Annotated in this window: 23 protein-coding genes and 1 riboswitch; of the genes, 8 read left to right on the top strand and 15 right to left on the bottom strand. The window is 40.2% G+C overall.

All coding sequences use genetic code 11. From position 1 onward, the window contains the following. Positions 1-24: 24 nt before the first annotated feature. The 4 genes from GSQ84_RS25295 to GSQ84_RS25310 all read right to left on the bottom strand — a co-directional run bounded on the left by GSQ84_RS25295 (position 25) and on the right by GSQ84_RS25310 (position 3,800). Entirely contained in the window at positions 25-690 is a 666-nt protein-coding gene (locus GSQ84_RS25295; protein ID WP_158800150.1) for an FAD-binding oxidoreductase, read from the bottom strand. 196 nt (positions 691-886) lie between these two features. Then, on the bottom strand, positions 887-1,585 hold the full coding sequence (locus GSQ84_RS25300) for a LytTR family DNA-binding domain-containing protein (RefSeq protein WP_158800151.1): 699 nt from the start codon (positions 1,583-1,585) through the stop codon (positions 887-889). Continuing rightward, on the bottom strand, positions 1,575-2,606 hold the full coding sequence (locus GSQ84_RS25305; protein ID WP_158800152.1) for a sensor histidine kinase: 1,032 nt from the start codon (positions 2,604-2,606) through the stop codon (positions 1,575-1,577). The genes GSQ84_RS25300 and GSQ84_RS25305 overlap by 11 nt, the downstream gene beginning before the upstream one ends. 15 nt (positions 2,607-2,621) lie before the next feature. Further along, the gene (locus GSQ84_RS25310) at positions 2,622-3,800 is read right to left on the bottom strand and encodes an acyltransferase family protein (RefSeq protein WP_158800153.1); all 1,179 of its coding nucleotides are present in this window, start codon (positions 3,798-3,800) and stop codon (positions 2,622-2,624) included. A gap of 201 nt (positions 3,801-4,001) precedes the next feature. On the opposite strand from GSQ84_RS25310, the gene GSQ84_RS25315 reads away from it, so the two are divergent. From GSQ84_RS25315 to GSQ84_RS25325, 3 genes are all read left to right on the top strand, one after another. After that, complete coding sequence (locus GSQ84_RS25315; RefSeq protein WP_158800154.1) at positions 4,002-4,568, top strand: Crp/Fnr family transcriptional regulator; 567 nt, start codon at positions 4,002-4,004, stop codon at positions 4,566-4,568. 94 nt (positions 4,569-4,662) lie between these two features. Then, complete coding sequence (locus tag GSQ84_RS25320) at positions 4,663-5,730, top strand: SDR family oxidoreductase (protein ID WP_158800155.1); 1,068 nt, start codon at positions 4,663-4,665, stop codon at positions 5,728-5,730. A 96-nt stretch (positions 5,731-5,826) separates the two neighbouring features. After that, complete coding sequence (locus GSQ84_RS25325) at positions 5,827-6,399, top strand: Crp/Fnr family transcriptional regulator (RefSeq protein WP_158800156.1); 573 nt, start codon at positions 5,827-5,829, stop codon at positions 6,397-6,399. Between the two features lie 133 nt (positions 6,400-6,532). Here GSQ84_RS25325 and GSQ84_RS25330 read toward each other — a convergent pair whose 3' ends face one another. From GSQ84_RS25330 to GSQ84_RS25355, 6 genes are all read right to left on the bottom strand, one after another. Then, complete coding sequence (locus GSQ84_RS25330) at positions 6,533-7,468, bottom strand: SDR family NAD(P)-dependent oxidoreductase (RefSeq protein ID WP_158800157.1); 936 nt, start codon at positions 7,466-7,468, stop codon at positions 6,533-6,535. A 2-nt stretch (positions 7,469-7,470) separates the two neighbouring features. After that, positions 7,471-8,022, bottom strand: a complete 552-nt coding sequence (locus tag GSQ84_RS25335; protein ID WP_158800158.1) for an SRPBCC family protein — start codon at positions 8,020-8,022, stop codon at positions 7,471-7,473. Positions 8,023-8,204: 182 nt separating this feature from the next. Next, entirely contained in the window at positions 8,205-9,278 is a 1,074-nt protein-coding gene (locus GSQ84_RS25340; RefSeq protein WP_158800159.1) for an FAD-dependent monooxygenase, read from the bottom strand. A gap of 11 nt (positions 9,279-9,289) precedes the next feature. Then, complete coding sequence (locus tag GSQ84_RS25345; protein ID WP_158800160.1) at positions 9,290-11,158, bottom strand: LodA/GoxA family CTQ-dependent oxidase; 1,869 nt, start codon at positions 11,156-11,158, stop codon at positions 9,290-9,292. Positions 11,159-11,176: 18 nt separating this feature from the next. Continuing rightward, complete coding sequence (locus GSQ84_RS25350) at positions 11,177-12,199, bottom strand: hypothetical protein (protein ID WP_158800161.1); 1,023 nt, start codon at positions 12,197-12,199, stop codon at positions 11,177-11,179. Positions 12,200-12,439: 240 nt separating this feature from the next. Then, positions 12,440-14,290 carry a glycoside hydrolase family 2 protein gene (locus tag GSQ84_RS25355; RefSeq protein ID WP_158800162.1) on the bottom strand — a complete coding sequence of 617 codons (1,851 nt, stop codon included), beginning with the start codon at positions 14,288-14,290 and terminating at the stop codon, positions 12,440-12,442. Between the two features lie 175 nt (positions 14,291-14,465). On the opposite strand from GSQ84_RS25355, the gene GSQ84_RS25360 reads away from it, so the two are divergent. Together GSQ84_RS25360 and GSQ84_RS25365 are read left to right on the top strand one after the other, a co-directional pair. After that, a complete protein-coding gene (locus tag GSQ84_RS25360; RefSeq protein WP_158800163.1) occupies positions 14,466-15,323 on the top strand; it encodes an AraC family transcriptional regulator in 858 nt (285 codons plus the stop codon). A gap of 81 nt (positions 15,324-15,404) precedes the next feature. Continuing rightward, a complete protein-coding gene (locus GSQ84_RS25365) occupies positions 15,405-15,818 on the top strand; it encodes an ester cyclase (protein WP_158800164.1) in 414 nt (137 codons plus the stop codon). A gap of 166 nt (positions 15,819-15,984) precedes the next feature. Here the strand turns inward: GSQ84_RS25365 and GSQ84_RS25370 are convergent, their stop codons facing one another. Further along, a complete protein-coding gene (locus tag GSQ84_RS25370; protein ID WP_158800165.1) occupies positions 15,985-16,305 on the bottom strand; it encodes a hypothetical protein in 321 nt (106 codons plus the stop codon). 218 nt (positions 16,306-16,523) lie between these two features. On the opposite strand from GSQ84_RS25370, the gene GSQ84_RS25375 reads away from it, so the two are divergent. Then, the gene (locus GSQ84_RS25375; protein ID WP_158800166.1) at positions 16,524-17,789 is read left to right on the top strand and encodes an AAA family ATPase; all 1,266 of its coding nucleotides are present in this window, start codon (positions 16,524-16,526) and stop codon (positions 17,787-17,789) included. Then, complete coding sequence (locus GSQ84_RS25380; protein WP_158800167.1) at positions 17,786-18,379, top strand: DUF4276 family protein; 594 nt, start codon at positions 17,786-17,788, stop codon at positions 18,377-18,379. Before GSQ84_RS25375 ends, GSQ84_RS25380 begins: the two co-directional genes overlap by 4 nt. 3 nt (positions 18,380-18,382) lie before the next feature. On the opposite strand, the gene GSQ84_RS25385 is transcribed toward GSQ84_RS25380, so the two are convergent. Next, positions 18,383-19,081 carry a response regulator transcription factor gene (locus tag GSQ84_RS25385; RefSeq protein WP_158800168.1) on the bottom strand — a complete coding sequence of 233 codons (699 nt, stop codon included), beginning with the start codon at positions 19,079-19,081 and terminating at the stop codon, positions 18,383-18,385. Between the two features lie 418 nt (positions 19,082-19,499). On the opposite strand from GSQ84_RS25385, the gene GSQ84_RS25390 reads away from it, so the two are divergent. Further along, positions 19,500-20,717 (top strand): AI-2E family transporter, encoded by a 1,218-nt coding sequence (locus tag GSQ84_RS25390; RefSeq protein WP_158800169.1) that lies wholly within the window; start codon positions 19,500-19,502, stop codon positions 20,715-20,717. Between the two features lie 34 nt (positions 20,718-20,751). Here the strand turns inward: GSQ84_RS25390 and GSQ84_RS25395 are convergent, their stop codons facing one another. The 3 genes from GSQ84_RS25395 to metE all read right to left on the bottom strand — a co-directional run bounded on the left by GSQ84_RS25395 (position 20,752) and on the right by metE (position 24,973). Continuing rightward, the gene (locus GSQ84_RS25395; RefSeq protein ID WP_158800170.1) at positions 20,752-21,285 is read right to left on the bottom strand and encodes an RNA polymerase sigma factor; all 534 of its coding nucleotides are present in this window, start codon (positions 21,283-21,285) and stop codon (positions 20,752-20,754) included. A gap of 356 nt (positions 21,286-21,641) precedes the next feature. After that, entirely contained in the window at positions 21,642-22,529 is an 888-nt protein-coding gene (gene asd, locus GSQ84_RS25400) for an archaetidylserine decarboxylase (protein ID WP_158800171.1), read from the bottom strand. A 119-nt stretch (positions 22,530-22,648) separates the two neighbouring features. Further along, complete coding sequence (gene metE / locus GSQ84_RS25405) at positions 22,649-24,973, bottom strand: 5-methyltetrahydropteroyltriglutamate--homocysteine S-methyltransferase (RefSeq protein WP_158800172.1); 2,325 nt, start codon at positions 24,971-24,973, stop codon at positions 22,649-22,651. Positions 24,974-25,149: 176 nt separating this feature from the next. Next, positions 25,150-25,346, bottom strand: a riboswitch (cobalamin riboswitch). Positions 25,347-25,357: the final 11 nt, after the last annotated feature.

Below are 25,357 nucleotides of genomic sequence, written 5' to 3' on the forward strand. Positions count from 1 at the left end.
CCTAATCTGGTTTCTCTAGACGTATTATTTTTCAATGACAACAGCATCAGCTTTTATACCTGATTTTTCCAGGGCCTTAGTCATATCGGCTACCATAGGATCAGGACCGCAAATATAAAATTGTTTGGCATGATCGGGCATATGCTGTTCAATAAAAGCTTCATCAATGTGTCCGTTTAAATAACCTGATTTCTCTTCTTCCGACAGGATGAAAATTGCCTGATCACCCAGGATATCAACTAACTCCTTTTCATAAATAATATCTGAAGCAGTTTTATTGGAGAAAAATAGGGTGTTGCCAGCGATCTTATTTTCTTTATGTAATTCCCTGAGGATGGAGATAAATGGAGTAATACCGGCACCTCCGGCAATAAAATATCCGGGGCCTTTATACTCAATAGCTCCCCAGGCGTCTGCAATAATCAATTCGTCACCCGTTTGTAGTTGATGCAGCTTCTCGGTTACTCCATGATGGTCAGGATACCCTTTGATCGTAAATTCAAGATAAGGTTCGTTGCCGAGTGAGGTAAAAGTAAAAGGTCTTACTTCATCTTCCATACCGGGTTTGTTTATTGAAACATCAGTAGCCTGTCCCGGGGTGAAATGAAATCCAGATGGCTTTTCAAATTTGAAACATTTAACATTATGCGTTACTTGCTGAATATCAAGGATCCTGACAATATTCTTCATAAGTATAGATTAAATTAATTCTTTAAATTTATATTTGGATTTAAGTTGGTCTTGGATAAATATACCTTATTTCTTCAGCAAAATTCTTGCCTAAATCAGCGGAGCTGATGAAAATTATCACGATTATAAAAGATTAAAATGGTGCTATAGGCAGAAGGTTCAAATAGCGATATACATACTGGCTAAACTATAAAAATTATGGGTTAGTGATGGCTTTCAAAACTGTTTCCCGCAGGGACTTGCTGACAGGCACCTCCAAATTCTGCACATGCAGAATATTTCCGTCAATGGTATTCACCTGCTGGATATTAACCACGTAGGATTTATGGGTTTGTATAAATTGTTTTCCGGGTAGTTTCTCCAGTAAAGATTTAATCGTAGAATGCGTGATGACCTTTTTATTTTCCAGATGAATAACCACATAGTTTTCCAGGCCTTCGATAAACAGGATATCCGCAAAAATTATCTTTTCCAGTTTGCCATTGGCCTTTACAAAAAAATAAGTGATTGAATTTTCATGTTGTTTGCTGAGCGCAAAATAATCCCTGGCTTTCCATGAAGCTTTTAAAAACCGCTCATAGGAAATGGGTTTTAACAAATAGTCCATTACATCCAGTTCAAAGCCCTGTAAGGCATATTGTTCAAAGGCGGTCGTAAAGATTACCTTGGGCGGGTTGGGAATCGCCTTTAAAAAATCTATCCCGCTGATATGTGGCATTTGTATATCAAGGAAAAGCAGGTCGACAGGTTTTTCCTGCAAAAGATCAGTTAACTGTAATGCATCTTCACAAACCCCTGTCAAATCAAGGAAACTTATTTTTTCTACATAACCCATCAAACCTTTGCGTGCGTAGGGTTCATCATCAGTGATGATGCAGCTGATCTTATCGTTCATAGAATAATTTGATGGATGCTTTAAATTGATTTTCTTCCTGTACTAAAGTTAAGGTATGCCTTCCGGGATAGAGCAAATCGAGGCGGCGTTTCAGGTTCTCCAGCCCGATACCTTTTGCTTTTTGTTCAATTTGCAGGAGCTGAGGGATAGAATTTTCGACACTGAACTCAATGTATTCCTGACCGGTGTTCGCACTAATACTCATTATATAATCACCGCCAATAAACTTAAACGCATTTTCTAACAGTGGCAAAAATAACAAGGGGTAAACCAGTTGGGCGTTTAGCTGCGGATCAAAAAAGACGGTTAATTTTAATTTATCTGTACTGCGTATCTTTTGCAGTTCAATAAAACTTTGCAGATAGTCAATCTCCTGGATCACGGGAACCTGCAGTTGCTGATCATAAAGCTGGTAACGCAACAACTCAGAAAACTTTTCGACACTTCTTTTGGCACCCTGTATATCTTCATCCATCTGGAAATAAATTGTATTCAGTGCATTAAACAAAAAATGAGGATGGTACTGCGCTTTAAGAAATTTAAGCTCAGTTTCTAAATGTTCATTGGTGATATGCTCCAGCTGCAGCTTATTGCTCACGTAAGCCTTTAACCAGGTACTACTACGTGCTATCCCATAATAAATAATCGCATAGAGAGAAGGAATGATATTGAGGTCCACCAGGTCGGCCCAGGAAAGGCCGTCATCGGTAAAAGCTGCCATAGGGGTAAAGATCAGGTTAACCAAAAGCAGATTTGCAAAAAACAGGATACCTAACTCTCTTGTTAGTGCTTTATAGCTAAAATATGGTGACCAGCGACGGTTATAAAAGCGGAAAAGCGATTCAAAGAGATAGATCCCCAAATAACCTATCAATACGCTGCAGCTCATTTCGAAAATATTCAGTCCCCAATTCCTTTTCCAGAAGAATTCGTCATGCTCAGTATCATGCAGCAGCCTGATGGTAAAATATACCAGCAGGCCGTACAATGCAGGGAAGATATATTTCCTGAAGAACTTCATCTGATGATTCAATATTTATTTTTCTGTTTCCACCAGCTCAACTTTTTCCTTTGGTTTCATCCCAAATAAAAAGCGGGTGAGTGCATAAGGACGGATCAGCAAATGGTAGGTAAGTACAGTGATAAAAAAGGTAGTACCAAAAGTATAAATATACTTGGATAAAATACTTTCGTGCGGCAGTGGAACAAAATAATAAGCCAGTATAACAATGACTGTTTGATGGAGGATGTAAAAAGGATATACCGCCTGGTTTAAATAGTTCAGTACTTTATATTTACGGTTAAGATATTGTTTGCCATAACCCACCAATGCCAGCACCCAGCCCCAGGCAACCAGTGGTTTTAAAGCGACAAACAGATAGGAGAATAGTAACAGAGTGGTATGCCATTGCTCATGGCCCGGCTCAATTTTATTCCATCTTAAATAATCAAGTAGTACCATTCCTAAAAAGCCCAGGGTCAATGCAAAACGGCGGTTGCGCTGCAGACTATTCATTAGTTCCGGCTGCAGGATACAGATAAAACCTGCCAGCAGGAAAAATATCCAATAGACAAAATAACATCCGTCTTGGATCAGGTCGTTGGTTTCAGGAAGTTGTTCGCTCATCAGCACATACCAGATCATGGAGGGAAGCATTAACAGGTAAATCCGTTTACCTTTAGCCAATGCCGACAGGCTTGTTTTAAAACCTTCGCTTTTAGGGGATACCAGCCAGCCGAAAAGTGGTGCCAGCAGCAAATCGTAAATAAACAGATAGGCGATAAACCACAAATGGTGCCAGCTAAAACTACCTTTTGGGTAAGGAACAAAATTAAACACATCGGGGTACCAGCTCCAGAAACTGCCTTTATAACCATGTGTTAATCTTTCGATATAAATCTGAGGGGGAACAATGAAGAACATGCCAACAAGGAGCGGTATAAAAAGCCTGCGGAAACGTAAACCAATAAAATTAAATGTAGACCTTCGCTGCATCATGTAATAACTTACCGTTCCGGAAATAAAGAATAACAAAGGCATCCTGAAGAGGTGCAGAAAGAGGTTCGATTCCATCAGCAGGTTACTGGTCTCCGCATTTTTTATATGCCACCCGTCTTCAGCAACATAGGGCATGGCCGAATGAAAAAATAATACACCCAGTATAGATAAAATCCTTAACCAGTCGAGATAAGTTTGACGCTGTGCAGCTTCCATTTTCTTTTTTTTGATAAAAGAACGGTTTAAGATAAACCTGCAGGAATTTTTTTGACCAATGGTCGTTTTTCATTGACCAGCCAGTTGGTAAGGTATTTTCAGCTATAAAATTTTGGTATTTCTAGCCAATTGGAATCCGCCTTTTGGCTCAGGTTTTATTTTTGTGTTACTTTTACGTTCACTATAATTAGCAGGCAAAACATGGAAGATATTTTAAGGCAGCAGATAGAGAAAATTGTAAAACTAACGGATGAAGAATTTAGCTTTGTGTTGTCGCACTTCACCGCCAGAACCTACAGAAAACACCAGTATGTTGTTCAGGCTGGAGATCCTGCACCCAACGATCATTTTGTAGTAAAAGGGTTGCTGAAATCTTTTTACATTGATGACCTGGGTAAAACCCATATTTTACAGTTTGCAATGGAAGACTGGTGGATATCTGACCCGCAGGCTTATCACAATAAAGAAAATGCCACTTTAAATATCGACTGCCTGGAAGACACACAACTTTTTTTTATTTCTATTGATAACCGGGAGAAACTTTGTGTTGAGCTGAAAAAGATGGAATATTTCTTCATGAAAAAAACTACGGCTGGTTATATCGCACTGCAGAAAAGGATTTTGTCCCTGATGAGCCAAAAGGCGGAAGAACGGTTTACCCAGTTTTTTCATCTTTATCCTACTCTTTTACAAAGGGTACCCAAAGCACTGATAGCCTCTTACTTAGGGATTAGCAGAGAAACGTTAAGTCGTATGTCTGCCAATTGATGTGATCTGCCGCACATTTTTTTTGTGAGGTAGATCCTTTGCTGCCGGCTAAAAGATCACGAACCTTACAGGTATAAAATTATAACGATAACTCATGGATAAAATAGCTTTAGTAGTTGGCGCAAGTGGTATCACTGGTAGCAACCTTGCAGAACAATTGATCTCAGAAGGATGGATAACATTCGGCTTAGCGCGGAATCCCAATAATGATATAACAGGTTTAATGCCTGTTTCGGCAGATTTATTGAATCCAGATAGCTTAACGGTAGCATTAGCTGATATTTCCCCAACACACGTTTATATCACCAGCTGGATGCGGAATGAAACAGAAGCAGAAAATATCAGGGTAAACAGCCTGATGGTCCGTAACTTGCTGGATGCCCTTTCTCCAAAACATTCTGTACAACACGTAGCCCTGGTTACAGGTTTAAAACATTATTTGGGCCCGTTTGAAGCTTACGCCAAAGAAGGTTTTCTTCCTGAAACTCCTTTTAGGGAAGAGCAACCCCGACTGGACATTGAGAATTTCTATTATGCCCAGGAAGATGAAGTTTATGCAGCCGCAGCGCGGGACGGTTTTACCTGGAGCATCCATCGGCCACATACTGTCATTGGAAAAGCAGTGGGAAATATGATGAACATGGGTACTACACTGGCCGTTTATGCTACCATTTGTAAAGAAACAGGACGCCCTTTTCAATGGCCGGGATCTGCCGCGCAATGGAACGGTCTTTCTGATGTGACTGATGCCAGAATACTGGCCCGGCACCTGATCTGGGCGTCGACAACTGACGCAGCCCGTAACGAGGCTTTTAACGTAGTAAATGGTGATTTCTTTCGCTGGAGCTGGTTATGGAAAAAACTCGCTGCTTCTTTTGGAATTGAAGCCGCAGGGTTTGACGGCACCATCCATCCATTAGAACAAGAAATAGCCAATGACGGCCCATTATGGAATGAAATCGCAAATAAATATCACCTCAAAGAACCCGATCTCAACCGCCTGGCATCGGCATGGCATACCGATCTTGACTTAGGACGCCCGATTGAAGTGATGACAGATATGTCAAAAAGCCGCAAGCTTGGATTTACTATTTTTCAGCGTACAGATGAATCATTCTTTGATTTATTTGAACAGTTGCGTGCTGACGAGCTGATCCCCTAATATCTTACATCAAAAATGCCATCAGCAATCAATGCCGGTGGCATTTTTTGTCAAATGGCAATTATTTGTCAAAATTGAATTGATAAATTTACCAATATGGAAGCACTCATCAATCATTTATTGCAATTCGGGCATTTAAACCAACAGCAAATCAATCTTGTCGAAAGTAAAGGCACATTGAAGGAACTAAAAAAAGATGAGTATTATGCTGAAGCCGGACATATTCCGCGCGAAATAATTTTTTTAACGGAAGGTGTTTTCAGGGTATGTTATTATAATAACAAGGGAGATGAAATCACTAAGTATTTTATAGATGAAAACAACTTTGTGGTTGATATCAATAGCTATAATCAGGGCATACCTTCTTCAGAATACATACAAGCGATCACAGACTGCAAATTCATTGTTCTTTCAAAGGACGAAATGAAGGAGTTATCAATGACCATCATACCCTGGGATGATATCATCAACAAAATAACCTCGAAAGCGTTAGCAGAGAAAGTAAACAAAATCAGTATGATGATGGCGGAAGATGCAACCGAACGTTACCTGAACTTCCTGTCTAAATTCCCCAAACTGGCAAACCGTATTCCGTTATCTTATTTAGCATCCTATTTGGGGATTACTCAATCTTCACTGAGCAGGATTAGAAAAAACATTGGCGGCTAAATTTCTTTTTGTAACAGGCTTATTTTTTTATAAAAGATAAGCCTGTTATATCTTAAACAGGCAAAAAACAAAAACAGCATTAATTACCAGTTCCGTAATAATGCTGTTTTGTTGTTCTTAAAAATGCCACTATTTAAATATCGAATTGTTGTTTGATCAATTGCTCGCCACCATTCCACAGGTCTTTCCATTTGGTCTGATCATAACTGTCATCTGAAGATTTCTTATGTTTTGGCCCTTCAAAATATTGCCCGGAGACGTTTATAGTTGGATCATTCAATAACTTAGCAAAGTTTTTTGCCGAAGTCTTAACCGAAAAAACACCATCAAAAATCCGCAATACCGGCATAATATTTCTCCATGCCCATTTTTCTATAGCACTGCTTTCCCTCGCCAAATCTGTTCCAGGCATTAATCCCGGATCATATAAATTTACCTTAATTTTGATACGTTTTTCTTTTAACCTGCGGTCCAGTTCATAACCGAAAAATAAAACACAAAGTTTTGACGTGGAATAACGTGCATAACCGCGGCTTTTTTCCGGATATTTTTGAAGACTGCCGGGGCTTGAAAGTTCCTTCCAGCCAACATAATCTCCTGGAGGAATTCCAAAGATCTTGCCCTGCCAGATCGCAGGTCTAAAGTGGGTACCACTGCTAACCAGAGTTATCCTTCCTGAATCTTTGTTAATTAAAGGCATTAATAATTTAGTTAACAAGAAGTGCCCCAGGTAATTTATACCAAAGGTTTTTTCAAAGCCTTCTGCGGTTGTCTGTGTTCCATGGGCTATTTGCATTCCGGCATTACAAGCCAGTACATCAATCGTTTTAGTGACTGCCGCAACTTCCATGGCAAAAAGCTTTATGGACGCAAATGAAGCCAAATCCAGCTCCAGGCTTCTAATGTTTGGATTGTCACTTTGGGTTTTAAGTTCTGCTACCGCCTTTTGGGCTTTTACCTGGTCTCTACAACCCAATATAAGTGTGATGTTTTTATCCTGAGCAAGTATTCTGGCTGTTTCCAACCCCAGGCCGGCATTTCCGCCGGTTATTACAATTACCTTTTCCATAATTATTTATAATTTTTGTAAGCGCCACTATCCAGGTCATCCTTTATGATAGAAAGCGCATTGGTGAGATATCCCCTGGCATCACCAATAACCATCATATCAATTACGCTGTGCGTGATAAAATTTTTAGGAATAATCTTATAAGTCCATTCTATCTTGGTATTACCGCCACCTACATCGGTAAACTTCCATTGGCCTTCAATTCTTTTAGTCAAATGACGCAGTGAATTTGAAAAATCGTTAATCATGTAGGAAAATGACTGGTGAGGCACAACAGTTAACAAATGCTCATGTCCGGTTGCACCGCCATTAAAAGTAACTACCCGCTCCATGCCGGGGGTTTTCCATTCGCTTTTTACGGAGGTATTCACTATCGCCGGGAAGCTACCATACTTTTTAAATATGTGCGGTAAACTCACCGGTACGATATAATCAAAAACCTCGTTTAATGGAGCATGCACAATTGTAGTGACGGTAACCTGCGGTGACTTAGCGTTGGCTTGTCTTGCAATAGCAACCGTCGCCAGGCTTAATAATAAGATTTTAATTTTCATAGTAATGATGTTGATTTATCTTCAAAAGTCAGTAATTGTTATCCCAAAGCATTTGTCATTTGGCAAATAATGAAATCGTATAGCGTAGTCTATTATTGAGCTATTACTTTCATTCGAATAATTTTGTTATCGCTATGAATTAAATACGGTGACGCCAACGGTTGCGGTTATACAACTGTAAATCAATGTCGCCTTTTCCAGAATTGGCTGTTATTCCAACGTTGTTCAATAGAATAATGGTTCTGCAGCATGCTCAGGTAATTGTTAAAAGCTTCCTGCTGTACATAACTATAGGCAGCCATTGCTTCCGGATTTCCATCCAGATAGCTCTTTATCGCCGTGGCTGCATAAATCGCGCCTCCCATTGCTGCCGTAAGCCCGTGTGAGGTGATTGGATCATAGGTACAAATTGCATCGCCAACCGCCAGCCATCGGTCGCCAGACGGTTTCTCCAAAAAAGAAGTAGATGCAGGTTTAACATGGATATTAAAGAACTGATCAGGTTGATCCATGTACTGATTTAAAAAACAGGTCTGCTTCAACTGGTCAGACAACCACTGCGGAACGGCAGCAGAACTGGTTTGATGGAGGTCTGCATCTGTCATAAACGTGACAATGGCATCACCATTTTTCATGGGAGAGGCATACCACCAGCCCTCACAAACAGCTTCAATAAAGGTGGTGCCCTTCAACTTTCCGGCGGCATTTTTCAGTTCGGCGTAATAACCGGTTAACTTGTCGAGGCTATTTCTTTTAAGCCCTTTTTTTCTGGCTAGGGTAGCAGCCCTTCCGCTGGCATCTACCAGGAAACCGGCTTTAATGATCCGCTGGTCACCATCGCGGTTAAAAACCGTTACTTCCAGGTGGTTGTTATAAGGTGTCCAACCTTCGCATTTCCATCCTTGTAGCCAGGATACTCCCTTTTCTATCGCTTTGTTTTTCAATTGCTGTTCAAAAAAAGGTCTGTCCAGGTGCCAGCCGTTCCCATTAGTTTCCGAAAAAAAGTAACGGGTTTCCGGTTCCGGTTTGCCCCAGATTACTGTATTATTGGTACAGGCATGGTGTTCATCTGCGTCTAGTAATTCCTGCAGACCCAACTGGCCGATAATGGCACCTGCATTAGGAGGGAGCGTTTCTCCGGGTTTAAATGCAGTCAATAAGGTGGTCTCGAGTACGATAGCATCGATACCGTGTTTAGCTAAAGCGATTGCGGTGGCAGCACCCGCAGGGCCGCCACCAACAATTACTACGGGCAATGGTTTTGTTTTTATAATTCGTGTCGTTTAAGTGGTTTAGTTTGTCTGGTAGCCCTGTTTCCCTGTAATAGTTTTGCTTCAGGTTCCCTTTCTGCGCGCAGTACCTGATGATAGGTAGGATCTTCACCTTCACCGTCCTTTCTGTCGGTCTCTACCCACCATTCTGAAGGTAAATAAGGATTAGTGTTTGCCGCATCACTATGTTTACTGATGACCCCTAATTCATGCCATAGCGCAACCATATTGTTAATCCTGCCTACATAAGAAGCGGCAAAATCCCTTAGCCAGTCTACGCGGTAACTGAAATGTTTTAACCGTTGCCCTGTATCCAGGCTTTTTTTCGTGGCCCTGTTATAGCTTTTCATCGAAAGTACAGTGTTGGGTACCCTCGTAGCCCAAAAAGAAGGAAGCGGAAGATATAAGGTGGTATCATAACCGGATAAACAACTGGCTTCATCAGTTTGCCATGGAACACCCAGCCATCTGGTGAGCGAACCCGGGCCACTACCATCAAGCGGGCCATTCTTCGATAAGGCAATTTCACCGGTTATCATCGGGCCGTAATTATCGGATACAGGTACTTCCTCCGGTAAGATCCGCAAGCGGAACGGCTTATCCCACATTATTAGTTGTCTGAACGGCCAGGTAATTTCTATCCCCGGGTGGAAGGGGCCGCCGAGACATTCCTCTAAAGATACTTTCAGCAATGCTTCGGTTTGCTGCTGAGGATTCATTTTTTCAAAAGGAACTGGCGCCGCAGGGCTGCCTGTGGTAAAGCTGCCTTCAGCCCAGGATTGCAGCATTTGATATTGTGTAGCGGTTACCGACAAATCAACGTGCGGTAGCTTTTCATAATCCCCAAACAGATCGCCATAATAAGGTGGGATAAGATCCGGCTGGTACGAATCGGAAGCTGTATTTCTAAACCAGCTGAAAATCCTTCTGCGTTCTTCTGCATGTTCCGGAGCGGGGTTGCTCAATACCTTAATTAGTTCAGGGTTGTTAAAGTCACTTGGCGAATTGGTACCAAACAGCATAAAGAAACCTTCATTTACCCATTGGGCATTACTCATCCGCTGAAAAATAGGGAAAATGTTGTCATAAAAAGTAACCTGCTGCGGGCCTTCCATCCATTTCTCGCGTACAAAAAGGTCGTAAGCTACATCATACATCGTCACCACGGGAAAAAGGCCCGGGCCGAAATTTGGCGGTGTACAAACTACCATCGCCGGGTCGGCTTCAAAGGTAACACCGCCGATAGTGAGGGTTGCCCTTACCGTTCCATCCGACACATCATCATGCCAGCCATCATTATTGGCAAAGGTAATCGCCGGTATCCCGGTGCGCGACTCACTTATTCCATCTCCGCCAAAAACCAGTAAACGGCCTTGATGATCGGTTCTGATTTCACCCAGGGAAATCTTTTTATCAAAAAACTGTCCTTTGTCCAGCTGATAAGCAGGGCCGCTGGTATCTCTTCCCTTGATTTTTACAATCCCGGCGTCGATCACTAAATTTTGCCGGTCGTCCCCGCTCATATCCCCGTTTCTGGGAGTGCTTGGAAGGGCATCCACGCCCAGGTCGAGCGCATTGTTAAACTGGTACCATGCAGCCTTACGGTTCGCGGTATGCACGCGCCATTCTATATCCGCTATATCGGCAGTGATTTCGCCCAGCGTATTTCCATGTTCATCCAATCCATAAATACGGAACAAGGGCACCTGTTTTTTAAACAGGTTATTACCATCTTTAAAACCACCTTCGGGAGAAGGGGCAACGCCCGGAATCTCAGATGCCAGGAAGTATTCTTTTGAATTTCCTATCCTTGCAATACCAATTGCCGGATAAATAGAAACTTTTTTTATTTTTTTAATATCCATTGTTTACTATTGAACAGATTAAGGTTGGTTTAATTCACGGGGTGTAAGTGGTTCGGCTGCCGGTATTCCATTTTTATACTTGCGCAGTTCTGCCCCGGCCTGGTACACTGCTTTACGGGCTTCACTTATGCTTCCCAATGGACGATGTACTTCCAGTGTATTCCATGGGTTAAATGAAAGGTTTTCGCCATAGGCATCCTGGCCCTGAGCGGTGATATCCTGCTTCCGGATAACCAGTGTGGCCAGTTGTATAAATGGTGAATCGGCCTCGCTCCATTCTACAGTAGCTTTATCCAGCGGTGTTTTTTCCTCGTTCACGCTAAACTGAACCAGAAATTTAAACTGTGCTTCACCCATATTCAGTCGCGCCTGAAGATCGGCCTGTAAATAATTGTTGTTGTTTTGTGAAGGGGGGGTGCCAAATGGTGTTGAAATAGCTTCCAGCTTATATTTTACGGCTGTATCTCCGAAAGCATAGGGAAGTCCGCTCCAATAAGATGTGGTTAGACAGCTGTTCACCACTTTTTCCATTTCATCCAGGATCTGGCTGGTCCTTGGATGGGCTTTCAGGTAGGGATCATAATTATGATCAACTACACCCGCGCGGGTAAATTCACACATATCTTTTGCGGTATCAACAAAAAAGACATCCATATTCTGCAATAACAGATCGGCTGTATCGGCGTATTCATTTCCTGGCAACAACTTTTCACCGGGAATACCAAAAAGTTTAATCCCGATGCCTGTTGTTGTTTTCATATCGGCATATCCAGGTAAAGTATCACTGGAGAACCTTAGCCAAGCTTCCAGCTTCTCATGCGCAAAAATGCCAATCCGGTATTTTTCCGGTAGTCCGGGCATCATGATAAAATCAGCTTTGGCGATACCGTGAGGTTTTAAAAATACCGCTCTGCGGACAGGGTTTTGCCCTGCGTTAATGCGTGGCCCCATGGTCATATCAATGAACATCTTTTTGAGGCAAGCTACAGGATCTGTGCTGCAGTCAAGCGGCGCAGAAGAATTTGCTTTCGTTAATTTCATACAGTCTTAATAATTGGTTTTAGATTATATGAACTTATACGAGTTAAACTGGCGCTGCGGATATACAAAAGATAAGTTTTTGATAAGGACTATCAAAAGAGATAAAGCCTGATAAAATAAAAACCCTGTTAAATGTTAATGCAAGGCCCCATTATTGTCTAAATTTTAGGGCCTTAAATTAACGTTTAACAGGGGAGAATAGAAGGTGTCTTCTGTATTTAATCCTGTCTTTTTTGCTATCTATTGCGGTTTAAGTTCCACCAATGATTTATCATAGAGTTTATCTGTTACCTGTTTCAATTTGATTACCGGAATTTTAATCACTTTCCTATCGTAAGTCATCAATCCATTTGTCTCTTGTTCTACATCAGTTGTCTGGGTATAAACTGCTGCTGATAAGCCTTTTTTGATTAGTGTTTCCATGGTTACCATAAAGGAAGCATACTTATCAAACATTTCATCAGAGGTTTTAAAAGTTTGATAACCCCAGTTGTTTTTGTCTGCCCAGGTATGTCCGCTGAGTGGTAAACCAAGTCCGCCAAATTCTCCTAAAACTACTGCATGGGTTGGGCCAAACAAGTCTGGTCTCGGCATCGCCGGATTTGGATAGTGGTGAAGGTCTACCAGGTCTCCAGCAATCACATGGTTACCTCCGCTGGCGCTGTTCACTAAACGCGACGGGTCTTTTTTCTTTGTCCAGTCGGCAATCTCCTTGGTTTTAAACTGTCCCCAGGATTCGTTAAAAGGAGTCCATACTACGATACAAGGGAAATTATGCAGCGCATCCATAATGCTGTTCCATTCTTTACGGTAGATGGCTTCAGACTCAGGTGTACGGTCTTTATCCGTTCCGCCCATTATCCCCAGGTCAGGCTGCCATTCATTACCCAGATCGCCGCTAGGCATATCCTGCCAAACGAGTATGCCTAATTGATCACACTCATAATACCAGCGTGCAGGTTCTACCTTGATATGTTTACGGATCATATCAAAACCCATTTCTTTGGTTTTAATAATATCAAATGTCATGGCCTCTTCAGTTGGAGCAGTATACAAACCGTCAGGCCACCAGCCCTGGTCCAGCGGGCCATATTGAAATACAAACTCATTATTGATCAGCATTCTTTGAACACCATTTTTATCGAGGCCTATCGAAGACTTACGCATGGCGAAGTAGCTGGTCGCCTCATCAATTGTTTTTCCGTTGCGTAGCAAAGCTATTTTAAGATGGTAAAGAAAAGGAGAGGAGGGCGACCAAAGCTTAGGGTCTGCTATAGTTAAGGAGGCTGTTCCTGTAGTTTCTATTTTTTGTTCAGCTACCTGGGTAGTACCGTCAAAAGCTGTGACCTGTAGTTGGTCTCCCGGTTGTGCAGCTTGTACATCGGCTGAAAAAGAAAGCGATTTACTGTCTATATCTGGAGTTTGTTTGGTAGACGCGATATACGTTTTCGCCACGCCTTCCAGCCATACCGTTTGCCAGATGCCGGTAACCGGGGTATACCAAATACTTTCATTTTTTCTAAGCTGTTTGCCCCTTGGCTGCGGGCCTTCGTCAGTAGGGTCCCAAACGCTGATCACCAATTCCTGTTTGCCGCCTTTTTTTACAAAAGCAGTCACGTCAAAAGAAAAAGGATCATATCCGCCTTCATGCGTTCCTACTTTTTTTCCGTTTAACCAGATATCCGCTTTCCAGTCTATAGCCCCGAAGTGAAGCAGGATGGTGTTTTTCATGGTGGCAGGAACTGCAAAACTAGTTTTGTACCATAATAAATTATTTTTATCAATGGTTTTTCCTACACCAGAAAGAGAAGATTCTATGGCAAAAGGAACAAGGATCTTTCCCTGATAGTTTTTTGGTGAGGTCTCATCTTTAGCTGTGATGGCATAATCCCAAAGGCCGTTAAGGTTTTTCCAGTTGTCCTTTCTTACCAGCTGCGGTCGGGGATAGGCTGGTAGAGGATGGGCGGGATCTACTTTAGCTGCCCATGGGGTAGAGATCTTTCCTGGAACAGGTTTCCAGTCCTGCGCCTGTACAGGGTTAAGTAATGCGTGAGTCAGGCATAATCCAATAAAAGAGGATATTAATTTCATAAAGATAATTTGGTTGTAATCTAATTGGCCAATTAAAACATTAAAATTGAACAAATCGTATCAACTTACCACTGATTTGTCTCAATTTACAGAAAGGCGGCTTTTAGACTGGAATTATTTTTCCAAAGTCTATTAAATATATGATATTGCCAGCAAATTGATTCATCCCATTGTTATGGAATACACTTCGCTTCCCGACCATCTTTTACCTGCGGCTGCTGAAAACGAAAGTGTATACTTTGTGCCGTATTCCTCTGTTGTCCCTATTACAAAAGGCAAAAGCCGATTGAATAAACATATGATCAGTTTAATTACTGAAGGTGAAAAAATTATCCATATTGAGGGGAAGCAGATTCCTGTAAAACCGAGCCATATCTTATTACTGTCTGCAGGAAACTATTTGTATACAGAACGTTTTAAACCCAATGAAAGGATAAAAAGTATCATTGTGTATTTTGATGATCATTTTTTGCAGCAGGTGATCCGTCAGGTTTTATCAGAACCAGTTGGGGCAAATCAGCATGCTCACCCTGAGGCCGCTTCATTTGCAGTTTTTGAAAAAGATAGCTACCTCCACAGCTTTATTGAATCCCTACAATCATTATTGGACAACAACCTGTTTTCGCCGCCTTTGCAGGCGAATAAATTAACTGAACTGCTGTTATACCTCCATAACAAATATCCTGAAATACTGGAAAACTTTCAATTTGCTTCCCTTCATAGGCCCGAAGAAGAACGGATCAAACTGGTGATAGAGCAGAATCTGCTAAATAATTTGTCTGTTAGCGAGCTTGCCTTTCTCTGTTACATGAGCCTGCCTACATTTAAAAGAAAATTCCAGCGGTTATACCATCAGTCGCCAGCCAAATGGATGCAGGAACGCAGGCTAGAAAAAGCAGCAAACCTGTTACGGCTCAACGGGACAAAACCCAGTGAGGTATATCTTGAAGTTGGCTATGAAAACCATTCCAGTTTTTCCCATGCCTTTAAAGATCATTTCGGGGTCTTACCCAAAGACTACTGTTCAAATTGAGCTTTTAGCCGTATATTTTGAGCCTTTAGCCTTAATCGTTAGCCTCTGGCTTCAGCTACTTTTGTGGTATAAAAATTATATATGATGAGCATAGAACAGAACAAGTCTTTAGTTTTAAAATACAACAAAGAAGTTATTGAGAATTGCAACATGGAAGTTTTCAAAGAGATTACCACGCCTGATTTTATCAATCATTCAACAGCGCCTGGGATAGCGGGCGATAGAGAAGGAATGATCTATTTCTTTTCCGGAATATTACACTTGGCTTTTCCAGGCCTTAAAGTAGAAATATTGGATTCTATTGCAGAAGGGGACAAAGTAACCACCAGAAAAATAATTACCGGAACCCACCAGGGCGAGCTTTTCGGAATACCCGCTACCGGTAAAGCTGTCAGGATTAGTGTTATCGATATTTTAACGATTGAAAACGAAAAAGTAAAGGAACATTGGGGGGAGAATAATTTTGCCGCTGTAGTTCAATCTCTGCGCGCTTAGTGGCCTGAATTTTCCCCGGTGCATATAGCTTTAAGTTATTTCACAAGGCAATGACCTAAGGATATGCTTATCCCCGAAATAGAAAAAGGCTGGTTATTTATAGATGATCAGCCCTTTTATGATTAATAGTATTGGAAAAATTGATCTTTCTCCAAATTGATTCTAACTAATTAGTCTCTAACGTAGTTTTTATAGTTTTCTCTAAAGCGTGTACAATCGCATCTTTATAAGCGGTGAAACTCTGCTGACGTATTTCATCTGTTTCACTCTCTTTAATAGATTTTTTACTTTCTTTGATCTGCTGCAATTCATTGGTGTACAGGTCATTAAATGTTTCCGGTTCTTTGTTTTTCAATATCCTTACCGTATGCGAGTATTTTTCCTGGCTATCTCCAAGATTAGCTAAACTTTTCTCATCATAACCAGTGATGCCAACAATCCTTGTCAACAGCTTTTCAAGCTTTCCTCTTTCTTTTGCGTAACCCATAATTCTGGCGAATATACCAGTTCCTGAAGAAATATAAGAGTAAAGATTATTTTATCCTCGCGGGCAGGACTAAAATTAGCTAAAAGAATATAACTTGTAGGGTATTAATCACCTCTTTATTTTTCATTAATTACAGATTCAAAATGGTGTTATCAAGTAATTTATATTTTCGTTAGTCTAGTTTGTTTTTATGAATTACCTTTGAATTATACGTGTATATGGCAAATATAAATAACTATACTTATTTGAAAGGCGGACATCTTGTCGGATATAAATCGATAGAGGTGCTTGAAGTAAACTTAAAGAAGGGAATGAATCTTATCATTGGGCATAATGGGTCTGGAAAATCGAATTTTCTAGAAATGCTTGCCCAAATTTTATTATCTGTAAATCCAAATCGAAAAATAGATTTTAGATATGCGGATATCGCTTTTTGTCTAGAGAATGGAGAAGATCTTATTTATGAGATAACTAGGAATATTTCAAAATCCAATCGCCACATAGAGCGTGTCGATTATGAATTGGACGAGAGAGAAGTTCAAATAACACAAAAATTGACTCTTAGTGATGAGGAAATTTTCGTGACGAATGAAGATGAACTTAATTCGGGTTCATTTAGGAAGTATAGACGAAGTAGAAATAGGAATCTTGGATTTCTTATCTCGTATTTTACTCAATTTGTAATTGATCCTTTGTTCCTGAAATTTTCGATGCCAAGATCAATGCCAGCTGTGGATTTTCCAGCGTCTGTTGTTATTCATTTGGCCTCAGAAGATGAATTTTGGGAAACTGATATTACTACTTTTTTTATTAGAAAGTTAATCATTTTGGCGGAGGATAAGTTTACCGATGAATATTACATGGAAGGTGAACGTGAAAATCTCACCGAAGAAGAAAATAAAGAAATATTTGATAAGTATCTAATTGAAGCAATAAAACAGGGAGGCTTTTATAAAAAATTAATTATTGATCAGGATATTATTGATAATCTTCGTCAGTTTAGTCCTATTCAGGATATACGGTTTAGCGAGAACATTAATATATTCCATGATGAACGAAAGATAACCATAGAAAATATAAAGCTTGAATTTTTTGTAAACGATACTTGGATCCCATGGTCGCAAATGTCTGATGGAACCAAAAGAATGTTTTATATCATATCTGAAGTAACTTTTAAAAAACATGGAATTATTCTAATTGAAGAACCAGAAATAGGTATCCATCCACATCAGTTCGAATCCATCATGCAATTCCTGAAAGAGCAATCCGAATATAAACAGTTTATAATTTCTACTCATTCTCCAAAGGCGCTCGATCATCTGGACTCAGATGAACTTGACCATATTCTGATTGCCAAATATGAAGGGAGTAGAGGAACTACACTTACTAACCTTAATGCAGAACAAATGATTAAGGCTAAAGAATATACTGAAAAAGTAGGCTTTTTAAGTGATTACTGGTTAATGTCAGATCTTGAGGGATGATTAATGTAGGTCTTGTGGGCGAGGATCCCAATGATACTTCCTCTATGAACTTGCTTTTGTCAAAGGAATATGGTAAAACAGTAAGATTTCGGAATTTGGTTCGGGGTATACGCGGAACGCAGTTAGATACTCTTAAATTCAGAAATGCGCTTAAGATTGAACTGGAGAAGGAAAGATGTGAATTTGCTATATTCATCCGGGATTTAGATGCATTTTCATCTCAACAGGATGAAGTTGATAAAAAGAAAGCCTGGTTTAAACTTTCCAATGAGCACTGCGGCGGAAACCATCTTTTTCTTTTAAATATTTGGGAACTTGAAGCTCTGATTTTCGGCGATATTGAGGGGTTTAATTACCAGTATGGTACGTCAATCAGGCCGGGAAGAAATCCTATGCACATTAAAAATCCTAAAGAGGAACTTAAAAATGCTACCTTCAAATCAAAAAGGAAATTTGAAGTATCTCATTGTCCAGAGATTTTTAGTAAGCTCGACTTAAAAAAAATCAGATCTAATTGTGTGAATTTTAGAGATTTTTTAAATCAGTTTGATGAGCTCCTGCTGGCGGAATACAAAATTCAAATGGGATAAAAACTACATGATCAATTTATAACCCTGCCCGCGTACATTTAGAATTTTAATTTTACAATCACGATGGAAATATTTACGGAGTCTTGTAATATATACATCCATGCTTTTTGTGTTACGTATATTATCTTCTCCCCAGATCTTCAGCAGCGTTGTTCCCCTGTTCAAAAGATCATTTTTATGTTCTACCAGTAAATTCAATAAATCAGTTTCGCGTTGTGATAAAGTAATCACTGTATCCTTGTACAGTAGCTCGTTAGTCATATAATTTAAGGTGTAAGCACCTATGGCGATTTTTGCAGATTCGTCCTTAGTTTCAGCATCTGCTGGCCGGTTTAAATTTCTTCTTACCTGGCTTTTTACGCTTGTAATTAACTCCTCCATGTTAAAGGGCTTCTTTATATAGTCATCCCCGCCGGCCTCCAGGCCTCGCAATATATCCATGGTATGGTTTTTAGCCGACAAAGAGATAATAGTCACCTGCTGATCCAGCTGGCGTATATCCCTGACCATGGAAATTCCATCTCTGCGTGGCACCATAATATCTATCATGCACACATCTGGCTTAAAGAATTTAAAAAAGTTCCATCCTTCCAGGCTATTGACCGCAATGTGTACTTTAAAGCCGTTGCTTTCAAACGCCTTTTTGATGGTCATAGCCAATACTTCGTCTTCTTCTATTAAAAGCAGTTTTATTTTGTCCATGTTCCAGGGATGCTATCCTAAATATGATCTCTTTTTCATTGAATCAGGAATAGATATAGTTTTAAATTTACAGAGCTAAATTAATATTTTATTACTAAATCAATGGATATTAAAGTCCAATACACTATTGGTTTAAAGGTAGGCAAAGGCATAACACGCTTATCGGTAAATCAATCTGCTTAAAAGTCCAAAACGAATCACCGACCGTTGTTAGCTGCTTTTAATTCCAGGTCGGCTGCCCCCTGGCTGCGCTATAATTGCCTCTTTTGTATAGTAAATGTGGGCAGGTAGGGCGTAACGAGGGAGCAGTCGATGTGTACCAGAAAGCCTTTTACAATCCGGTATCTTCAGGAAAAAGAGCCGGTTTTTAACCACTAAAATTGATATAAAAACTGAATTTTAATTAAGAAAGAAGCTGATGCACAATTTCTACTACAGACGGTTAGGCTTGAACCTGAGGAGAAAACAGTCTTTTTATGGCTGCGCACTATTGAAGCTTTTTTGGACAAAAAACGCAAAAAAACCTCAGCCTGATTTTAGTAACTTTGTCATTCTGCCTGCTTTGACATTCAATGGAATCAGGCAGCTTAATGATATGAATGAAAATCAAACACCTGATAAAGTAGAAAAGGAATTATCGTATATACAAAAAGTATGGCAAACAGTAGCGATAGTGGCGTTATTAGTTGTCGTTATTCTGATTGCCAGGGTTGCCTTTAATGTTTTGCTCATGATTCTTGCAGGATCGCTCATCTCGGTTTATTTTCATGGGCTGGGAGATTTGATTCAGCGTAAAACCAAATTTACCAGGCCAATAAGCATGGTTATTTCTGTTGCCGGTTCCTTTATTATCCTGGGCATCCTATTATGGTTTATGGGAACAAAGATTCAAAACCAGATCGCATCACTTTCCGATTCACTGCCCCACACCATACAAACAGCCAAGGCGAAACTGGATGAATCTTCAACAGGCAAAAAGATCATGCTTTATCTGTCTGGTGATAACTCAGACAAGATTTTTACCACGGCACAAAAATTCTTTAATACCAGTTTCGGTATTTTGGGTAATCTCTATGTGATCCTGTTACTGGCTATCTTTTTCACCGCCAATCCCTCTGTTTATAAGGATGGTATACTAAAGCTGATCCCTAAAAGCCATAAGCCGGTTGCAAAAATCTCTGTTGACAGGATAAGTCTGGCACTCAAAGGCTGGTTGAAGGGAACCATGTTGTCCATGTTGCTGATCACGATACTCATTGCAATTGGTCTTTCTATCATGGGAATCCCCGGTACGCTGGTGCTTTCTTTACTGACAGGTATGCTCAAGCTAATTCCCAATTTCGGATCAACGGCAGCGATGGTGCCAGGAGTATTACTTGCCCTGACGGTGAGTACCAATACAGCGATCATCGTAGCTTTAATCTATATCGTTTCACAAACAGTGGTCAGCAATATTGTCACGCCACTGATTCAAAAGAAAATGATTAATCTTCCGCCAGCACTAACCATTATCAGTCAGGTGATTATGGGGACGCTTTCAGGAGTTCTGGGGATAATTCTAGCCGTACCATTATTAGCCATTATCATTATACTGGTAGATGAATTGTATGTGAAGAAAATAGCTCAGGATGAGTAGATGTTTCAATCGAATTTTACTAGCTAGCTACCGTCTAGTTGTATTTATTTGATTTTTTATATTCCTGATTGTAAACTTTGAGATTGCTTTTTAACGATTGACGGGCAACATGAATTCTGGTTTTTACGGTGCCAATAGGTATTTGCAGCATATCTGCGATTTCATGGTACTTGTATCCTTCAAAATACTTCACAAATGGGGTGTAATATTCAACGCTCAGTTTGGCCAAAGCTTTGTTAACATCATCGCTGATGAATTTGTTATTTACCTGATTATCGGATGCACTGCAAAACAACTGCGCAGAGCTAATTTCTTCACTTGTATCTATAATACTGCGTTGTTTTACCATCCTTCTGTAATCGTTGATAAAAGTATTCCTCATGATAGTATATAACCAACCTTTCAGATTTGTTCCTTCAACATACATTTTTGAATAACGAATGGCTTTCAGCATCGTATCCTGTACTAAATCATCGGCATCATCCATGTTTTTTGTGAAATTTAGTGCGAAAGATTTCAAAGAAGACTTGTGGTCATTAATCTGATAGTTGAAGGAATTACTGATCATAGTTTTAAGATGAGAATTGGTGAAAGGATATCAATTATTTACAATTTTATCATTTCAACTCTCATACCAATCGGTGTGTAAAAAGCAAAAAGGGGCCTTACTTTTAAAAGCTCTGAACAAGCATTTTTATTTGTATATTATACAATAGCGTAAGATATTTAATTATCTCTGTTTAAGATGTTGCTTGATTTGTCTCTTTTTTGTCACCCAAATCATTGTCGCCGGTAAATTTTAAAATATATTTTTATAATAGATTTAATTGGGCAATGGCTGAGCTGTAAATTTTGTCGAAATAAACACTCTATAGTGTACTGTTTTTGCTACTATTTACTAATTGCCAACTGCAACAAATTGCGTTATAATTTTAGCCCTACTTTTTCATTAAGCTTAACCAGTACTTCTATTCCTTTTTGTGATTGTTCTAAAATATCACTATCCGGAAGGATCGTTCCTTTTTTGAAAAGCTGAATAACTGTAGAGCCCCCAAATTCGAACCAGCCTTTTTCTTCACCACGTTTAAAATCATATGCACTTTGAAACCGCTGTACAATTTTGCCAACGAACAATGCACCTACTTCTATATGTACAACGTCGCCAAAATTTTCTGTTTTTAATAGGGTAAGCTCGCGATAATTTTTAGCCATAATGTTATTCACCTCTTTCAAAGCGATAGGATTAACAGAATGCAGCACTCCGTTTAAGGTAATTACCTTTTCCTGGGAACCACTGTCAATATAATTATAGCGGTGATAATCTGACGGGGCCAGTCTGTAGATAAAACACCAGCCACCTTCATATGCTGCTGCCAGTTCCTTGTCTTTAACCAGCTGATCCAAATGATACCAGTATCCTTTTACCGGAAAACTTACCGCCTGGTCGATGGGAAAAACAAACAAACGCGAGTCGGCCGGAGATATCAGGTGTTCTGGCTGATGATCGACGGGCCTGGAACCAGCTTTCAGTTCCCTGATAAAAAAGTCATTGAAACTTTTGAAAGTATTCAGTGGATTTTTTATTTCTTTTAAATCTATATTATAATGTTTGATGAATACCGGGATCTGCTTCAAACTGCGCTTGCTTTTCATAAACATGCCATATAACACAGAAATGAAACGCCATTTTAGGATCAGGTTCATTAACGTTTTACCAGTTCTCGTTTGATAAAGGAATAGTAAACCGCTGACTTTAAAAGCATTCTCTTCAATTACTTTTTTTATGCGCCTGTCGTATATCAGTGTTTTCATAATTGCCGCTAAAATCACAAAAAAACATCGCTTTGCAAAACTTATAATAACGTAGGTTTCTGCTTGCGAAATAACATACAACTGTGCTTCCTGTTACAGTAGCACAGTTGTATTTAATATTAAACGCTTAGTGCTGTTTGAACGGTTTCCCGCATTTCTTTAGCGGCTGATACCATTTCGATCAGCGCTTTCTTTGTTTCGTCCCATCCGCGGGTTTTTAAACCGCAATCGGGGTTTACCCAAAGCTGGCTATCCGGTATAACTGCCTGTGCTTTTTTTAGCAGGTGTGTCATTTCTTCCCTTTTTGGTATGCGGGGCGAATGAATATCATAAACACCGGGCCCGATATCGTTTGGATACTTAAAATCGGCAAAAACATCCAGTAACTCCATTTGTGAACGGGATGTTTCTATGGTAATCACATCCGCATCCATATTAGCGATAGCGCTGATGATGTCATTAAATTCAGAATAACACATATGAGTATGGATCTGGGTGTTGTCCTGCACACCGCTGGCTGAAATTCTGAATGCTTTTACTGCCCATTCAAGGTAGATTTCCCAGTCTTTTTTTCGCAGCGGCAATCCCTCGCGTATTGCGGGCTCATCGATCTGTATGATTTTGATACCGGCCACTTCAAGATCACAAACCTCATCGCGGATGGCTAAAGCGATTTGAGTACAGGTTTCAGAGCGGGGCTGATCGTTTCTAACAAATGACCATTGAAGGATTGTTACGGGACCGGTTAACATACCTTTCATCCATTTGGACGTGAGGGATTGTGCATAAGCCGACCATTTAACAGTCATTGCTTCCGGCCGTGAAACATCACCATAAATAATAGGCGGTTTAACACACCGGCTGCCATAACTTTGTACCCAGCCGTTTTGCGTAAATGTAAAGCCCGCCAACTGTTCCCCGAAATACTCTACCATGTCGTTGCGTTCAAACTCACCATGAACTAAAACGTCCAGCTCAATTTCTTCCTGCCATTTCACTGCTTTGGATGTCTCTTCTTCAATTAGCTGGTTGTATTCGGATATCGTTAAAGAACCTTTTTTAAATTGGGCGCGCCAGCTTCTTACTTCGGCAGTTTGAGGAAATGAACCGATGGTGGTGGTAGCAAATAAAGGTAAATTCAATAACTGCTGCTGCAGCTGTTTCCTTGTCTGAAAGCTGCTGATGCGTTTGTGGTCTTTTTCCGTCATGTTAATCACGCGTTGTTTAACCGATGGGTTATGGATCAGCGCAGAACTCCTTCTCGCCTCATTGATCAGCCTGTTTTCTGCAAGTTTATGCTGATTACCTATACCGGAATTATCTTCTGATAGGTTTTTAAGCAATACAACCTCGCTTATTTTTTGTTTAGCAAAGGACAGCCACTGTTTAATTTCAGCGGTCAGCACCTTTTCGTTCTTTTCATTATTCAGGTCGCATGGAGAATGTATTAAAGAACAGGAGGGAGCAATCCAGACACGTTCTGGTCCCAGTTTCTCTTTAACCTGCTGAATGACAGCAAGCGACTGATCAAAGTTGTTCTTCCATATATTACGGCCATCAACAATTCCCAAAGAAAGAATTGTTTTTTCCGGTAGTTGTCCGATTATCTCGTTCAACTGCTGTGGTGCCCTAACCAGATCAATGTGTAAAACATTAACCGGTAAAGATGCTGCCAGGGCAGTATTATCTCCCAGGCTTTCAAAATAGGTGGCCAATACGATCTTTAAAAAAGGAAATTCTTTGCGCAGTTGCTTGTAGGTATTGATAAAGGCCTGTTGTTCTTTTTCGCTCAGATCCATTGACAAAAATGGTTCATCAAATTGTACCCATTCCATACCAAAACTTTTCAGCTTATTCAGTATATCAATGTATACCGGTAATAGATTTTTAAGCAGGTCGATCCTTTGAAAGCCTGCTTCTTTTTCTTTACCCAACAGTAAATAGGATACCGGGCCAATCAGGACCGGTTTGGTGATGATACCCAGTTGTTTGGCCTCGTAAAACTCATCGATGATCTTTGTTGAAAATAACTTGAACTGCTGATCTTTATAAAATTCAGGAACGATATAGTGATAATTGGTATCAAACCATTTGGTCATTTCCATTGCCACGATATCCAGCCCGTCTTTCTGATAACCACGGGCCATGGCAAAGTACAGATCTGTTTCTGCATTGCCTTTCTTTTGTATCACATCATGATAACGTTTGGGGATAGCCCCGAAAAGTAACGAATGATCAAGCACATGATCATAATAGGAGAAATCATTTGATGGGATAATGTCAATTCCTGCTTCCTTTTGTAGCTGCCAGTTTTCCTGACGGATGTTTTTCCCTACGGTAAGCACGTTTTGCAATCCCGTTTTGCCTGCCCAGTAGTTCTCGCAGACTTTTTTTAACTCACGTTGGCCACCAATACGCGGGTAGCCCAGATTTTGTGTTAGCATTTCTTTTAAAAGATTAAGTGAATAATTCAGTTAAAAGCTCTTTCAGCTAAACTTCGCAATGCTTTAAGATGAAAATGGAAATGCAGATGTTGCCAAAATTTGAGCATAGCCCAAATCTAATCCCCCGGGATTTTTTTAACAAATCATACCTGACCAAAGCTTCATATCGCGAAAGCATTGTCAATTCAGTATATGGCAGGTCTCCTGACTTGTAACATTCTTTGCCGTCCTTCCCATTTCGAAAACCCGAAACAGTGGACATATTGGTTTGGCAAGAACTTTTGTGTTACTTACAGTTGCGCGACAGCTCGTGATTTACACACGATTCCCTATTAATCTACAATGAAGTAAAACCTATACCGGTTGATGAAGGAAAGTAAAGAA

The organism is Pedobacter sp. L105 (assembly GCF_009765875.1).
GTDB lineage: Bacteria > Bacteroidota > Bacteroidia > Sphingobacteriales > Sphingobacteriaceae > Pedobacter.

Bases quoted from the DNA above. Each gene is read 5' to 3' on its own strand.
- GSQ84_RS25350 (WP_158800161.1), bottom strand. From the start codon at position 12,199: ATGAAATTAACGAAAGCAAATTCTTCTGCGCCGCTTGACTGCAGCACA.
- GSQ84_RS25330 (WP_158800157.1), bottom strand. From the start codon at position 7,468: ATGGAAAAGGTAATTGTAATAACCGGCGGAAATGCCGGCCTGGGGTTG.
- GSQ84_RS25300 (WP_158800151.1), bottom strand. From the start codon at position 1,585: ATGAACGATAAGATCAGCTGCATCATCACTGATGATGAACCCTACGCA.
- GSQ84_RS25345 (WP_158800160.1), bottom strand. From the start codon at position 11,158: ATGGATATTAAAAAAATAAAAAAAGTTTCTATTTATCCGGCAATTGGT.
- GSQ84_RS25395 (WP_158800170.1), bottom strand. From the start codon at position 21,285: ATGATCAGTAATTCCTTCAACTATCAGATTAATGACCACAAGTCTTCT.
- GSQ84_RS25310 (WP_158800153.1), bottom strand. From the start codon at position 3,800: ATGGAAGCTGCACAGCGTCAAACTTATCTCGACTGGTTAAGGATTTTA.
- asd (WP_158800171.1), bottom strand. From the start codon at position 22,529: ATGAAAACACTGATATACGACAGGCGCATAAAAAAAGTAATTGAAGAG.
- GSQ84_RS25365 (WP_158800164.1), top strand. From the start codon at position 15,405: ATGATGAGCATAGAACAGAACAAGTCTTTAGTTTTAAAATACAACAAA.
- GSQ84_RS25335 (WP_158800158.1), bottom strand. From the start codon at position 8,022: ATGAAAATTAAAATCTTATTATTAAGCCTGGCGACGGTTGCTATTGCA.
- GSQ84_RS25315 (WP_158800154.1), top strand. From the start codon at position 4,002: ATGGAAGATATTTTAAGGCAGCAGATAGAGAAAATTGTAAAACTAACG.
- GSQ84_RS25325 (WP_158800156.1), top strand. From the start codon at position 5,827: ATGGAAGCACTCATCAATCATTTATTGCAATTCGGGCATTTAAACCAA.
- GSQ84_RS25295 (WP_158800150.1), bottom strand. From the start codon at position 690: ATGAAGAATATTGTCAGGATCCTTGATATTCAGCAAGTAACGCATAAT.
- GSQ84_RS25320 (WP_158800155.1), top strand. From the start codon at position 4,663: ATGGATAAAATAGCTTTAGTAGTTGGCGCAAGTGGTATCACTGGTAGC.
- metE (WP_158800172.1), bottom strand. From the start codon at position 24,973: ATGCTAACACAAAATCTGGGCTACCCGCGTATTGGTGGCCAACGTGAG.
- GSQ84_RS25390 (WP_158800169.1), top strand. From the start codon at position 19,500: ATGCACAATTTCTACTACAGACGGTTAGGCTTGAACCTGAGGAGAAAA.
- GSQ84_RS25360 (WP_158800163.1), top strand. From the start codon at position 14,466: ATGGAATACACTTCGCTTCCCGACCATCTTTTACCTGCGGCTGCTGAA.
- GSQ84_RS25305 (WP_158800152.1), bottom strand. From the start codon at position 2,606: ATGAAGTTCTTCAGGAAATATATCTTCCCTGCATTGTACGGCCTGCTG.
- GSQ84_RS25375 (WP_158800166.1), top strand. From the start codon at position 16,524: ATGGCAAATATAAATAACTATACTTATTTGAAAGGCGGACATCTTGTC.
- GSQ84_RS25380 (WP_158800167.1), top strand. From the start codon at position 17,786: ATGATTAATGTAGGTCTTGTGGGCGAGGATCCCAATGATACTTCCTCT.
- GSQ84_RS25385 (WP_158800168.1), bottom strand. From the start codon at position 19,081: ATGGACAAAATAAAACTGCTTTTAATAGAAGAAGACGAAGTATTGGCT.
- GSQ84_RS25370 (WP_158800165.1), bottom strand. From the start codon at position 16,305: ATGGGTTACGCAAAAGAAAGAGGAAAGCTTGAAAAGCTGTTGACAAGG.
- GSQ84_RS25355 (WP_158800162.1), bottom strand. From the start codon at position 14,290: ATGAAATTAATATCCTCTTTTATTGGATTATGCCTGACTCACGCATTA.